The organism is Candidatus Devosia phytovorans (assembly GCA_029202405.1).
GTDB classification, from domain to species: domain Bacteria; phylum Pseudomonadota; class Alphaproteobacteria; order Rhizobiales; family Devosiaceae; genus Devosia; species Devosia phytovorans.
The window spans coordinates 3063194-3076737 of sequence record CP119312.1; the positions used below are offsets into that span (position 1 = coordinate 3063194).

Here is a 13544-nt window from a genome sequence, read left to right on the forward strand (position 1 = left end):
CCATGACCGAAACGGTCAAGATCATCTCGCCCGTGGACGGCAGCGTCTATGCCGAACGGCCTCTCGCCACCGACGTCGAGATCGAAGCCGCGGTCATCCGCGCCAAGGCTGCGCGTCACGCCTGGCATGAGACGACGGTGCCCGAACGGCAGAAGATCCTGACGCATTTCGTCGATGCACTGCTGTTGATGAATGACGATATCGTGCCCGAACTCGCCTGGCAGATGGGCCGTCCGATCCGCTTCGGCGGCGAAAAGCGCGGTGTCGAGGAGCGGTCGCGTTATATGATCGAACTGGCCACCGAAGCCCTGGCGCCATCCATGCGACCCGAGAAGGACGGCTTTACCCGCTATATCACCCGCGAGGCGCTGGGGACGGTGATGGTCATCGCGCCGTGGAATTATCCCTTCCTCACCGCGGTCAATTCCATCATTCCAGGGCTAGTGGCTGGTAATGCAATCATCCTCAAGCACGCCAGCCAGACACTGCTGGCCGGCGAGCGCTTCGCCCATGCGGCCGAGGTGTCGGGGCTTCCCGCAGGCCTGTTCCAGAATCTCGTGCTTGGCCACGCGGACACCGAAAAGCTCATCGCTTCGGGCCAGATCGACCATGTCAATTTCACCGGCTCGGTCGAGGGTGGCCGCCGCATCGAGAAAGCCGCTGCGGGGACCTTTGCGACGCTCGGCCTCGAACTGGGCGGCAAGGATCCGGCCTATGTCCGCGAGGATGCCGATCTCGACAATGCGGTCGAAAACCTCGTCGATGGCTCGTTCTTCAACTCCGGCCAGTCCTGCTGCGGCGTCGAGCGCATCTATGTGCATGAGAGCGTCTATGGCGCATTCGTCGAGCGCTTCATCGACAATGCCCGCGGCTGGACGCTGGGCAATCCGCTCGATGCAGAAACCATCGTCGGGCCAATGGCGCGCGGCAGTTTTGCCGATCATGTCCGCCAACAGACCGAGGAGGCCCTGCGTGGCGGCGCGACGCGGCATCTCAATTCACGCCATGACCTCGACCAGCCCGGCTCGCCCTATCTCGCGCCGGAGGTGCTGACCAACGTCAACCACCAGATGTCGGTGATGCGTGAGGAAAGCTTTGGGCCGGTCGTCGGCATCATGAAGGTGGCCGATGATGCCGAGGCCATTACCCTGATGAACGACAGCCCCTATGGCCTCACGGCCTCGATCTGGACCGAGGACCTCAACGCGGCGGCCAGGCTGGGCGGACAGGTCGAAACCGGTACGGTGTTTGCCAATCGCTGCGATTATCTCGACCCAGGTCTGGTCTGGACCGGCGTCAAGGGTACCGGCAAGGGCGGCGCTCTCAGCGAGATCGGCTATGCCAATTTGACCCAGCCCAAGTCCTTCCATCTGAAGCGGGTGTAATGTCACGCCCTCGTGGTTCGAGGCGCGCAAGGGCGCGCACCTCACCATGAGGGCTACTTTATGATCGAGTTCCCAGTAGACCTCATGGTGAGGCGGGAGCGCAGCGACCCTCGAACCACGAGGGCGTGGCAAGGAGCGTCGTGATGACCAAAGCCAACTGGAATTATCCCACAGCCATCAAGTTCGGTCCCGGCCGCGTCGCCGAATTGCCCGAGGCGCTGAAGAGCGCGGGCATTGCCAAGCCGCTCCTGGTCACCGACGCTGGCCTCGCCGCGCTGCCGGTGACGCAGAATGTGCTGGCCATGCTGAAGAATGCCGGCATTCCCGTCGGCCTCTTTGCCGATGTAAAACCCAATCCGATCTCGGCCAATGTCGAGGCCGGCATCAAGGTGTTGCGCGAGGGCGGGCATGATGGCGTCATCGCCTTTGGCGGGGGGTCCGGATTGGATGTCGGCAAGGTCATTGCCTTCATGGCCGGCCAGACGCGGCCGATGTGGGATTTCGAGGATATCGGAGACTGGTGGACCCGCGCCGATCCCAAGGGGATTTTCCCCATCATCGCTGTACCCACCACCGCCGGAACCGGCTCGGAAGTCGGCCGCGCCGGGGTCATCACCGACGAGACCACCCACACCAAAAAGGTGATTTTCCACCCGCTGATGATGCCCAAGGTGGTCATCGCCGATCCCGAACTCACCGTCGGCATGCCGCGCTTCATCACCGTCGGCACGGGCATGGATGCATTGGCGCATTGCCTCGAAGCCTATTGCGCGCCGGGCTATCACCCGCTGGCCGATGGCATTGCCGTCGAAGGCATTCGCCTGGTGTTCGAAAACCTGCCCAAGGTTTTTGCCGATCCGCTCGACGTGGAAGCGCGTGGTCACATGATGAGCGCCGCCGCCATGGGCGCCACCGCCTTCCAGAAGGGGCTCGGCGCCATCCATGCGCTCAGCCATCCGGTCGGCGCGCTCTACGACACGCATCACGGCATGACCAATGCGGTGTTCATGCCCTATGTGCTGGCGGTCAATCGCACAGCGATCGAGGCCAAGCTCGCCCGCCTCTCGGCCTATCTCGGGCTGGCGCCCAGCTTCGAGGCTTTCCAGCACGCCGTCATCGGCCTGCGCCTGCGTCTCGAGGTGCCGCACACCCTGGCCGACTTCAAGGTCGACGGATCAAAGCGCGAGCTGATCGGCGACATGGCGATCGTCGATCCCACGGCCGGGGGCAATCCGCTGGAACTGACCAGGGACCGCGCGATGGAGATTTTTGACCGGGCGATGGAGGGGCGGGTGTAGGCAGTTCGCCAAACGCTCGGTCGTCAACCTTCTCCCCTTGAGGGAGAAGGTGGCTCGGCGCAGCCGAGACGGATGAGGGGTTAGCGATCTCCCGGCAACTCTGCGTCGGCGGAGGCAACCCCTCACCCTGCTTTTCTGCTGAACGCAGAAAAGCTGTCCCTCTCCCTCAAGGGGAGAGGGTTGGGCTCAGTGGGTATCCACCACTTCCGCCACCGTCTCCTTCACGCCGATCTCGAACAGGCTGTCGAGATGGGTTGCAACGGTCTCGCCAAAGGCCTGGTTGTCAGCCAGGTCCGTGCCGAACACTTCGGTCAGGGCGGCGAGACCGATATAGAGTTCCTCGGCGTCGTCGATAGTGTCGGCGGCAATCGCCATCGTGCGCATGGCGAGGGGATCGCGCACGTCGATGGTCTCGCCCTTCTCGTCGATGCCAACCACATAACGCATCCAGGCTGCCACCCCGAGTCCGAGGCGCTCGAAGGGCTGACCGGCCGCGAGCCGGTCCCTTATCGTGCCTAGCAAGCGCTGCGGCAGTTTCTGTGACCCGTCCATGGCGATCTGCCAGGTACGATGCTTCAGCGCCGGATTGCGGAAGCGATCGAGCAACTGGTCGCGATAGGCGCCGAGATCGACGCCCGGCATGTCCAGCGTCGGCATGGCCTCCTCGGTCATCAGCCCGTGGATCAGCGCGACGAAATCCTCGTCGCCCATCACATCGGAAATATACTCATAGCCTGCCAGATAGCCGAGATAGGCCATGGTCGAGTGCGAACCGTTGAGCATGCGCAGCTTCATGCGCTCGAAAGGCTCTACATCCTCGACCAGCTGTGCCCCGGCCGTTTCGAAGGGCGGGCGGCCATTGGGGAAATGATCCTCGATAACCCATTGGGTGAAAGGCTCGGTCATGATCGGCCAGGCGTCATCCGCCCCAATCAACCCGGCCACCGTCTCGCGATCGACATCGGTCGTCGAGGGCACGATGCGGTCGACCATGGTGCCGGGGAACGCCACCTCGGCCACATAATCGCCCAGCGCCTCGTCGCGCAGCCCGGCGAACTTCGTCACAATGCGCTTCACCGTCGCGCCATTGCTGGGCAGGTTATCGCAGCTCATCACCGCAAAGGGGGCAATGCCCGCTGCTTTGCGCCGCGCCAGCGCTTCCACCAGCATGCCCGGCGCCGACTTCGGCGCAGCGGGGTTGGCAAGATCATGCACAATGTCAGGATGGCGCTGGTCCAGTTCGCCGGTCGCCGGATCGTGGCAATAGCCTTTTTCCGTAACCGTCAGCGAGACGATGCGGATTTGTGGACTGGCCATCAGCGCCAGGAGCTCCTCGCGCTGGGTGTTGGCGTCCAGCACTTTGAGGATCGAGCCGATAACGCGGGGATGTGTGCCTTCGGCGTCGCGCACCGCCACGGTGTAGAGACCGTCCTGGGGCTCCAGCGCCTCCTTGGTATCGGGCCGGCGCAAGCTTGCGCCCACAATGGCCCAGTCCGGATGGGACTTCAGCAAATCGTCGACATAGACGGCCATATGTGCCCGATGGAAGGCGCCGATGCCCAGATGCACAATGCCCGGGGTGATCTGGTCCCGGTCATAGTCAGGCATGCGAACGCCCTGTGGTGCGTTGGCGAGGGTGGCGGCGCTGAGGCGCGTCATGGCAGTCTCCGGAAAATTTGCGCCACCATAGTGCCTTCCGAACTTGTATGGAAGATAGTGACTTGCGACCAAATCGGCTTTACCGGCATAAGCTTCACCTAGGCAAGGGAGGGCAGCATTTTGGCACAGCAGCGTTTCGTCAGCATCGGGGAATGCATGATCGAGATGAGCGGCGGCGAAGACCGCCAATATCGCCTGGGCTATGCCGGCGATACGCTCAATACCGCCTGGTATATGCGGGCCCTGCTGGGAGCCGATTGGTCGGTCGACTATGTCACGGCGCTGGGCGAAGACCGTTATAGCGACGATATCCTGGCCTTTCTCAAGTCTGCCGATATCGGCACCAGCCATATCAAGACCATCGCCAATCGCCGGCCCGGCCTCTACATGATCCACCAGGACAAGGGCGATCGCCACTTCACCTATTGGCGTGACACGTCGGCGGCCAAGCTGCTTGCCGATGACAAGAAGGCGCTGGCCGAGGCGGTCGAGGGCGCCAGCATGGTCTATTTCTCGGGCATAACCCTGGCCATCCTCGCGCCGCGCGCCCGAGGGCGTCTGCTGGGAGCGGTGGTCAAGGCACGCGACAATGGCGCTCGCGTCGTCTTTGACACCAATATCCGCCCAGCACTGTGGACCAGTCCGCGTGTCATGACCTCAGTGCTCACGGCAGCCGCCTCGCTCTGCGACGTGGTCCTGCCGACCCATGGCGACGAAGCTCCATTGTTCGGCGACAAGACCATCGACGACACGGCCGATCGCTATCTCGAGCTGGGCGTCGAGGAAGTCGTGGTCAAGGATGGTGCCGGTGAAGCGCTGATCGCCACCGCCTCGGAACGCGTCAAGGTCGCACCACAGCCCGGCGCCACTGTGGTCGATGCCACCGGCGCCGGCGACAGCTTCAATGGCGGCTATCTCTCGGCGCGGCTGGCGGGCAAGTCATTGCAGCAAGCCGCCGAAGCCGCACATCGCGTGGCCGGCGTGGTCATCGGTCAAAAGGGCGCGCTGGTCGAGCCGGAGTTGCTCTCGAAGTAAGAGGATACCCCCTCCTATCCTCCCCCTGATAGGGGAGGGACCGCGCAGCGTTTTTGGTTGGAGAGTGCCACAAGCACAATCTGTCCCTCCCCCTATCAGGGGGAGGTTAGGTGGGGGTACCCAACAAAGACTCTCCCGGCAGCACCCTCAAAACATACTGTCGCCCTGCGCCTTCATGTAAGCGATCTCGTCGTCCGTGCTTTCCCGCCCGAGCGCCTTGTTCCTGAACGGAAAGCGGCCGAAGCGCGCGATGCAGTCACGGTGGCCAACCATGAATTTCAGCATATCAGGCCCGAACTGCTCGAAATGCTTCACGCCCTCTTCCTGGATCACCAGGGATTCCGCATGCATATAGGGCATGAAGAGGAACATGCGGCGGTCCATGGGAATGTCCTGGTCGACGCCGACGAACACCGCCTCCTGCGCCAGAGCCGTGGCCATCTTGTCCTGCGCGAAAGCCTCGGGCGAGCCGCGGTGCAATTGGCGGCTGAACTGGTCGAGCACGATGATCTCGGCGAGGCGCCCGTCCGGCGTCTGGCGCCATTCCCAGGCCTCGCAGCGCGCAACCCGTTCCAGCGTTTCGGCAAACTGCGCACGCAACGCATCGTCAAATTCTGCTTTGCCGCCGAACCAGTCGTCCTTGGTGTGTTCGACGAACCAGAAGTTCAAGACATCTTCGGGGCTGCGCATGGAATGCTCCTTCGAGACTAGATGGTGATGATCGCCTTGATCAGCCCGTTCCGCTCCTTCGCCCATCGGGGCAGATTGGCGGGGACGTCGTCAAAGCTGGTGGAATGGGTGGCGAGCTGATCCGTTGGCACCGCGCCATTGCGGATCGACTCCATGACATGGTCGAAATCCGCGCGCGTGGCATTGCGCGAGGCGCGGATGGTCAGCTCGCGGCGGTGGATTTCGGGATCCTCCCAGTTGAGCATGCCCTTGACCACGCCAACCAGGGTCAGCGCGCCGCCATTGCGGCAATAGGCGATGGCCTGGTTCATGGCGGCGATCGAGCCAGTGGCATCAAACACCGCGTCGAAGCCGCTGCCCATGCCCGCCTTGAATTCGGCGCCCTCAAGCTGATGCAGAGCCGCGATGGCAAAGCCGAAGCGATGGGCCGCATCGAGCTTGTCCTCGGCCGCATCGAGAATGGTGACATCAGCCCCGGCAATGCGGGTGAAGAAGGCCACGCCCAGCCCGATCGGGCCGCCACCGACGACCAGTACGCGCGCGCTGGGCCGCAGTTCGGTGCGGCGCACGGCATGGGCGCCGATGGCAAGGAATTCCACCATGGCGGCGTCGCGCAGGCTGAGCCCCTCGGCCCTATAGAGATTGGCTTCGGGCATGACAATCTCCTCGGCCATGCCGCCGTCGCCATGCACGCCGATGACGGTCAGCGTCTCACAGCAATTGGTCTTGCCCTCGCGGCAGGCGGGACAATTGTAGCAGGGCAGATAGGGATTGATGACCACGGCATCGCCATCGGCGAGCGTCGTCGCGCCATTGGCGTCGCGCACCACCCCGCTCAACTCATGGCCCATGATGCGCGGATATTGCAGGAAGGGGTGCTTGCCCTCGAAGATATGATAGTCGGTGCCGCAGATGCCGATATGGCTGATGCCGACGCGGACCCAGCCGGGTTTGAGCACCGGACGGTCGATATCGATCAGCGCCAGTTCACCCGGCGCAGCGCAGGAAATGGCGCGCATGAAAAATCCTCCCGATCTTCACCGGGAGGACTAACACGCGTGCCGGGTCGAGACTATGGCTTACGCCAGAACGATCCTGATGCGATTGCCGAACGGGTCCTGGGTTTCGATACCGCCTTCGACGCCGCTGATCGGTGCACCGGCCGAGGCTAGCCGACCACCGAGGCTTTCGAGTGTTGCGGCGTCGGGCAGGACCACGGTGAACCAGCGCAGGCCCGCGGCACCCGCGGGCGGCAGAGCGGCATTGGGGCCGGACCAGATGTTGAAGGCCAAGGTATGGGGCATGTAGTCGAGCCCGACGTCGCCCATGCCGAAGGAGTGGATCAGCAGGAACCCGGCAAAGCCCAGCACGTCACGATAGAAGTTCATCGCAATGCCGAGGTCATTTACATGCACATGCACATGGCCAATACGCGTGCCTTCGGGCATGCGCGCCGGGATGACCGGGCTCTCGCCCAGTTCGCCCAGCAGGCCATCGAGATCGATCGGATCGCGGCCGGAATGGGCCTTGCCTTCCGTGGTGACGGCATAGGTCTCGCCCTTGTCGGGGTCCCCCAGCGTACCGCGCCAGGGCGTCTCGAAGGTGATCTCGATACCATTTCCGTCGAGGTCCCAGAGATAGATGGCTTCCGACACGAGATGATCGGTGGGCGATATCCGTACATTGCGCTGCAGCGCGCGGACGGCCATTTCGGCCAGGGCCACGCGGGTCGGCACATGCACGGCGACGTGATAGAGGCCGATGGTGCGCGGTACCGATGGGCGCGTGGCGCCGGTTTCGAGGACGATCAGCACCTTGCCACCGGCACCCAGCGACAGCTCATTGCCATTTTCGGCGATCAGCTCGAGGCCGACGACGTCCTGCCAGATGGCAAGGGCCTTGGCCTTTTCGGTGACGGCGATATGCACGGGGCCCAGCGTCGTGGTCAGCGGCAGGATGGGCTTGGACTTCACATTGGTCTGGACGGAAGCGTCAATCATGACGGGCACTCCAAAGGCGTTCAACTGTTGAAGCCAATATAGGGCCAGGCGATTACCTGGGCCATGACCGGCGCGGCGAAGGCATCGTTCGCAAAAGCGAGCGCAATGTCGGCAAGCCATGCAGGCCGCGCATGCCCGGAAGACCGGGCATTTTCACGCTAATTTAAGCAGATTCAGGGATTGGTACTTGCCAGACCCGGACGGCAGAAGCCGATCCGACACTTACTCTGGCATCAGGTATTCCCGTCCATGAATTTCCGCAATATTCCGATCCTGCAGAAGCTGGTTCTTACGGTTCTGCTCATGGGCGTGGTGGCCGCTGCCATCGCGGCCGTGGGCTGGCGCGAACTCAGCGCCATGAGCGCAACCATGAACCGCGTCGGCGCCAAGGAAGTGGCCGCCCGCGAGGCCATGGACCTGCGCATGGATGTCATCGCCATTTCCCGCATGACCTATCAGCTGGTCCTCGACCCGGCGAGCACCGACTTCGTCGCTCAGGCTGACCGCCGCATGACCGAGATGAAGGGGCGCTTCCCGATCATCGAAGCAGCCGCCGATGCAACCGAGCTGGAGCAGCTCGCCGCCGTCAAGCCGGTGATGGATGCCTATTTCGCCAAGATCAACGACATGCTGGCCGTTGCAGCCGTGCAGCCGCTCAACCAGGTCGCGCTCAATGCGTCGCTGAGTGAAGCGCTGGCCGCCCAGCTTACCGTCACCGACACGATCAAGATCTACTCCACCTATTCGGGCGAGCTGATGGCCTCCATGCGGGCCGATGCGGAAGCCTCGGCTTTCAACGCCATGCTGACCCTGGCCATCACTGCGGCCGTCGGTATCATTGCCGGCCTTGCGCTCAGCCTCTTCATTGGTGGCCGCACCATCGTTCGCCCGGTGCGCCAGCTGACGCAGACCATGAGCGAGCTGGCCGACGGCAAGCTCGATGTCGGCATCGACAATGCCGAGGCCCGCGACGAAATCGGCGCCATGGCCCGTGCCGTCGAAGTCTTCCGCCAGAATGCCAAGCGCGTCGCTGCCCTCAGCGCCGAGGAAGCTGCGCGCAATCTTTCCGTCGTCGAACGCGCCGATATGATGGCCCTGCTGCAGTCCGAACTGGGCTCGGTGATGAAGGCGGCCAGCGCCGGCATTTTCACCCAGCGCGTGCCGACCGACTTTTCCGATGACGAACTCAACCAGCTGGCCGACAGCGTCAACGGCCTCGTCGCCACCGTCGACCGTGGCCTGTCGGAAACCGGCACAGTGCTCTCGGCCATTGCCAATACCGACCTGACGCAGCGCGTCACCGGCGACTACCAGGGCGCCTTCGGCGCGCTCAAGAACAATACCAATGCGGTGGCCGAAAAGCTGGCCGACATCGTCAACCAGCTCAAGGATACTTCGCGCACGCTCAAGACGGCGACTGGCGAAATTCTGGCCGGTGCCAATGACCTTTCCGAACGCACCACGCGCCAGGCAGCGACGATCGAGGAAACCTCGGCCGCCATGGAACAGCTGGCGACCACCGTCATGGAAAACGCCAAGCGTGCCCAGGATGCCAATGGCAATGCCGGCAAGGTGACCGTCTCGGCCGAACAGGGCGGCGCCGTGATGGCCCAGGCCAACGAGGCCATGGAGCGCATCACCACTTCCTCGGCCAAGATCTCCAACATCATCGGCCTCATCGACGACATCGCCTTCCAGACCAATCTGCTTGCCCTCAACGCATCGGTGGAAGCCGCCCGCGCGGGCGACGCCGGCAAGGGCTTTGCGGTGGTGGCCGTCGAAGTTCGCCGTCTGGCGCAGTCTGCCGCCTCGGCCTCGGCCGATGTGAAGGTACTGATCGAGCAGTCGGCCAAGGAAGTGCAGGACGGCAGCCGTCTCGTCGGTGAAGCCGCTGATCGCCTCAACCTGATGCTGGACGGCGTCCGCGCCAGCTCGGGTCTGATGGAAGGCATTTCGCGCGACAGCCAGGAACAGTCGACCGGCATCACCGAAGTGTCGATCGCCGTGCGCCAGATGGACGAAATGACCCAGCATAATGCTGCCCTGGTCGAAGAAATGAACGCGGCCATCGAGCAGACCGAAAACCAGGCGACCCAGCTCGATGCGATCGTGGACATCTTCAAGGTCAACGACGGCGGCAATGCCCGCCGCGGCTACGCCCGGGCGGCCTAGAGAAGCATGGATACCCCCGCCTAACCTCCCCCTGAAAAGGGGGAGGGATCCGGCCGGTGAGTTGGGCACCGTCGTGCTTCAAGCTCGATCTGTCCCTCCCCCTATCAGGGGGAGGATAGGAGGGGGTACCCCACCAACAGGGGGAGGATAGGAGGGGGTACCCCACCAAAAACCAAAAGGCCGGGGCTTTCACCCCGGCCTTTTCATTTACGCTACCAACCCCTTGGTCAGCTCCAGCGCCTGGCGTTCGAACAGCCGGCGGTAGATGCCGCCGTTGAGCCGGATCAACGCCTGGTGGTCTCCCTCTTCGACAATCCGGCCCTTGTCGAAGACCAGCAGGCGATCGAGTGCCCGCACCGTCGACAGGCGATGGGCAATGACTAACGTGGTCCGGCCTTCCATCAGGCGCTCCATGGCCTGCTGGATCTGCACTTCGCTCTCGCTGTCGAGGCTCGAGGTCGCCTCATCGAGGATCAGCACCCGCGCGTCGGCGAGGAAAGCCCGGGCGATGGCGACACGCTGGCGCTCGCCACCCGACAACTTGACGCCGCGCTCACCCACCATGGTCTCATAGCCCTTGGGCAGGCCGATGATGAAGTCATGCGCATTGGCCTGCTGCGCCGCCAGCTCGATCTGCTGCCGGCTGGCTTCGGGCCGACCATAGGCGATGTTCTCGGCCAGGGTCCGGTGAAACAGGATCGGCTCCTGCTGCACGATGGCGATCTGGCCGCGCAGGCTCGACTGTTTCACATCGGCGATATTCTGCCCGTCGATGGTGATCGCGCCCTGGTTGACGTCATAGAGGCGCTGGATGAGCTTGACGAAGGTCGTCTTGCCCGAGCCCGAATGACCAACCAGACCCACACGCTCGCCCGGTTTGATCTCGACCGAGAAGTCATTGTAGAGCGGCGTCGGATGGGCACCATAGCGGAAGGTGACATGATCGAAGCGGATCTCGCCCGCCGTGATGGCGATCTTGCCGGCACCCTGCCTGTCGTCGATGCCGAGCGGCGTCTTGTCGAGCAGGACCAGCTCTTCCATGTCGTTGACCGCACGCTGCAGGTTGCGGATATGCATGCCGACATCGCGCAGATAGCCCTGCAGCACGAAGAACATGGCGAGCACAAAGGTGATGTCGCCCGGTGTCGCCAGCCCGCGCTGCCACATGATCAGCCCCGTGCCCAGGATGCCGGCCTGCATGGCCACCATCATGAAGCCCTGGATGGTGCCGCTCAGCGTGCCGCGCTTCCAGGTGCGGCGGGTCCGATGGTCCCACTTGGAGAGGACATGCTTGAGCCGATCCTCCTCGCGGCCCTCCGCCCCGAAAGCCTTGACCACGGAATTGCAGCTGACCGCATCAGCCAACGCGCCGCCCAGCCTCGTATCCCAGGCATTGGCAAGGCTTGCCGCCGGCGAGACATAGCCCATCGAAAGCAGCACGGTGACGCCGATATAGATGATCGAGCCGAGGGCCACGATGAGGCCGATGATCGGCCAATAGGTGCCCAGGATGATGCTGGCGCCGATCAGCATGACCACCGATGGCAGCAGCGCTACCAGCAGCAGGTCATTGAGCGAATCCAGCGCCCACATGCCGCGGGTGATCTTGCGCACGGTCGAGCCGGCAAAGCTGTTGGCATGCCAGTCCGTCGAGAAGCGCTGCACGCGATGGAAGCCGTCGTTCACCACTTCGGCCATCATGCGGATGGTCAGGCGAATGACGCCCTGGAAGATGAACCAGCGCAGCACGACGCTGGCGAGGCCCAGGCCCACCACGATGACAAAGGCGCGGATGGCCTCGGACGCCGCCGAGGTCTCAGCCCCGGCAATGGCATCAACGATCTGGCCGGAAAACACCGGCACCATGACTTCGGCCAGCGTCGACACGACAACCAGGATACAGATAAGGGCAATGATCGCCGGCCGGCTGGCCCAGCGACGGAAAGTAAAGCCGAGCACGTTGCGATAGGCATCGGCGCGGAAATCGAGCTTCTTGCGACTCATAAATCCAGTCCGGTCCCGTTTTCCGGCAACCGGCCCTCAAAGACAGGGAATGAAAGGCACAGCCGGAACGGGAGGCAAACTGATCCCGTCAGATCATCAATCGGGCTGCGAAGGGGAAACCGCTTGTCGCGAACCCGAGGCGGGCCGCGAATGGCAAGGACCTAACGTCGGGTCATGCCATTGGGGAGGGGTGTGATGAATGCTGCCATACAACGCCTCCCTTGGTTTGAAATCTGAAGCGGTGGACGTTTTGTAGCGAAGTGGTTCGCACTTGCCAACCGGGTTTTGTGACGTTGCAGAAAGGTGATGCAAACTGGACACAGGGGCCGCTGCGCGCAACTCTCCCCAACCACGGTGTCACCCCGGCCTTGCCGCTACGCCGGACTGAACACCGTCACCGCACTTGGCCGGATGACAAAGTGCGCCGGGGTCTGGGTCACCAAGTCGCCATCGGTATTGATCGCCATCGGCTCTTTGGTGCGGATATCGAACTCCGTGCTCTTGGCGGTGCGCACCTCGTCCCAGGCGCCGTGCTCGCCGCGCCGAAACGCGCCCAGCATCAGGCCGAATTTCCAGACATTCTTGAGTTCGAGCGAATAGAGGTCGAGATGGCCATCCTCGATCGTCGCATCGGCATGGATCACCGTGCCACCGCCATAATGCACGCCATTGCCCACCGCGATCTGCAGTGTCTTGACCTTTTCCGTGCCGCTGTCGCTGATGATTTCGGCGCGGAAGGGTTTTGCCTTCATCGCCACCTTGATCGCCGCCAGCGCATAGCCCAACTTGCCCCACCGGCGCTTGGCCTCGGGGGTCAGCCCGCGCGCCAGGTCGACCGACAGGCCCATGCTGGCGACATTGAAGAAGGGGTGGCCATTGACCTCGCCGAGATCGACGCGGGACGTATGGCCGGCAATGATGATATCGGCGGCCTTCAGCAGGTCGTCGGGAATGGAGAGGGTCCGCGCCAGGTCATTGGCCGTGCCCATCGGCATGATGCCCATGGGCAGTTCGGTTTCCAGCACGCCCCTGGCAGCCGAATTGATCGTGCCGTCACCACCGCAGACGATCACGAGATCAGCCTCGTGCCGGCGGCGGGCGATATCGGCGGAGACTTCGTCGGGCGAATTGAAGCGCTCGATGACCGCATCGACACCGCCATCGCGCAGACGGTCGATCACCGGCTCGAGCGCTGCCGTGCCGCGGCGGGCGTTGGGATTGACCAGCATGAGGGCGCGGCGGCGGACGGGAAGAGCTGACATGAACGACTGCGTGCTGGGAACGGGCCCTGCACATGACCT

General features: G+C 63.3%; 10 protein-coding genes. 4 read left to right on the top strand and 6 right to left on the bottom strand.

From position 1 onward, the window contains the following. Window positions 1-2: 2 nt before the first annotated feature. Window positions 3-1385 (top strand): aldehyde dehydrogenase family protein, encoded by a 1383-nt coding sequence (locus tag P0Y65_15130; protein ID WEK03518.1) that lies wholly within the window; start codon window positions 3-5, stop codon window positions 1383-1385. 143 nt (window positions 1386-1528) lie between these two features. Continuing rightward, window positions 1529-2683, top strand: a complete 1155-nt coding sequence (locus P0Y65_15135; protein ID WEK03519.1) for an iron-containing alcohol dehydrogenase — start codon at window positions 1529-1531, stop codon at window positions 2681-2683. Window positions 2684-2869: 186 nt separating this feature from the next. Here P0Y65_15135 and P0Y65_15140 read toward each other — a convergent pair whose 3' ends face one another. Beyond that, window positions 2870-4342: a mannitol dehydrogenase family protein gene (locus P0Y65_15140; protein ID WEK03520.1), complete on the bottom strand. Its 1473-nt coding sequence runs from the start codon at window positions 4340-4342 to the stop codon at window positions 2870-2872. Window positions 4343-4462: 120 nt separating this feature from the next. Between P0Y65_15140 and P0Y65_15145 the strand changes: the two genes are divergently transcribed. Further along, on the top strand, window positions 4463-5377 hold the full coding sequence (locus P0Y65_15145) for a sugar kinase (protein WEK03521.1): 915 nt from the start codon (window positions 4463-4465) through the stop codon (window positions 5375-5377). Between the two features lie 147 nt (window positions 5378-5524). Here P0Y65_15145 and P0Y65_15150 read toward each other — a convergent pair whose 3' ends face one another. The 3 genes from P0Y65_15150 to P0Y65_15160 are packed head-to-tail and all read right to left on the bottom strand — an operon-like array spanning window position 5525 to window position 8067. Next, window positions 5525-6067: a DUF924 domain-containing protein gene (locus tag P0Y65_15150; protein WEK03522.1), complete on the bottom strand. Its 543-nt coding sequence runs from the start codon at window positions 6065-6067 to the stop codon at window positions 5525-5527. A gap of 17 nt (window positions 6068-6084) precedes the next feature. Next, entirely contained in the window at window positions 6085-7086 is a 1002-nt protein-coding gene (locus tag P0Y65_15155; protein WEK03523.1) for a zinc-binding alcohol dehydrogenase family protein, read from the bottom strand. A gap of 60 nt (window positions 7087-7146) precedes the next feature. Next, window positions 7147-8067 carry a catechol 1,2-dioxygenase gene (locus tag P0Y65_15160; protein ID WEK03524.1) on the bottom strand — a complete coding sequence of 307 codons (921 nt, stop codon included), beginning with the start codon at window positions 8065-8067 and terminating at the stop codon, window positions 7147-7149. Between the two features lie 249 nt (window positions 8068-8316). On the opposite strand from P0Y65_15160, the gene P0Y65_15165 reads away from it, so the two are divergent. Then, window positions 8317-10239 carry a methyl-accepting chemotaxis protein gene (locus tag P0Y65_15165; GenBank protein WEK03525.1) on the top strand — a complete coding sequence of 641 codons (1923 nt, stop codon included), beginning with the start codon at window positions 8317-8319 and terminating at the stop codon, window positions 10237-10239. Window positions 10240-10446: 207 nt separating this feature from the next. Here the strand turns inward: P0Y65_15165 and P0Y65_15170 are convergent, their stop codons facing one another. Both P0Y65_15170 and P0Y65_15175 read right to left on the bottom strand, forming a co-directional pair. Continuing rightward, window positions 10447-12243 (bottom strand): ABC transporter ATP-binding protein, encoded by a 1797-nt coding sequence (locus tag P0Y65_15170; GenBank protein WEK03526.1) that lies wholly within the window; start codon window positions 12241-12243, stop codon window positions 10447-10449. 374 nt (window positions 12244-12617) lie between these two features. Next, the gene (locus P0Y65_15175; GenBank protein WEK03527.1) at window positions 12618-13505 is read right to left on the bottom strand and encodes a lipid kinase; all 888 of its coding nucleotides are present in this window, start codon (window positions 13503-13505) and stop codon (window positions 12618-12620) included. Window positions 13506-13544 lie beyond the last annotated feature (39 nt).

What these genes read in the sequence shown, in the direction of transcription:
- P0Y65_15130 (WEK03518.1), top strand. Translation starts at nt 3, where the DNA reads ATGACCGAAACGGTCAAGATCATCTCGCCCGTGGACGGCAGCGTCTAT.
- P0Y65_15135 (WEK03519.1), top strand. Translation starts at nt 1,529, where the DNA reads ATGACCAAAGCCAACTGGAATTATCCCACAGCCATCAAGTTCGGTCCC.
- P0Y65_15140 (WEK03520.1), bottom strand. Translation starts at nt 4,342, where the DNA reads ATGACGCGCCTCAGCGCCGCCACCCTCGCCAACGCACCACAGGGCGTT.
- P0Y65_15150 (WEK03522.1), bottom strand. Translation starts at nt 6,067, where the DNA reads ATGCGCAGCCCCGAAGATGTCTTGAACTTCTGGTTCGTCGAACACACC.
- P0Y65_15155 (WEK03523.1), bottom strand. Translation starts at nt 7,086, where the DNA reads ATGCGCGCCATTTCCTGCGCTGCGCCGGGTGAACTGGCGCTGATCGAT.
- P0Y65_15160 (WEK03524.1), bottom strand. Translation starts at nt 8,067, where the DNA reads ATGATTGACGCTTCCGTCCAGACCAATGTGAAGTCCAAGCCCATCCTG.
- P0Y65_15165 (WEK03525.1), top strand. Translation starts at nt 8,317, where the DNA reads ATGAATTTCCGCAATATTCCGATCCTGCAGAAGCTGGTTCTTACGGTT.
- P0Y65_15170 (WEK03526.1), bottom strand. Translation starts at nt 12,243, where the DNA reads ATGAGTCGCAAGAAGCTCGATTTCCGCGCCGATGCCTATCGCAACGTG.
- P0Y65_15175 (WEK03527.1), bottom strand. Translation starts at nt 13,505, where the DNA reads ATGTCAGCTCTTCCCGTCCGCCGCCGCGCCCTCATGCTGGTCAATCCC.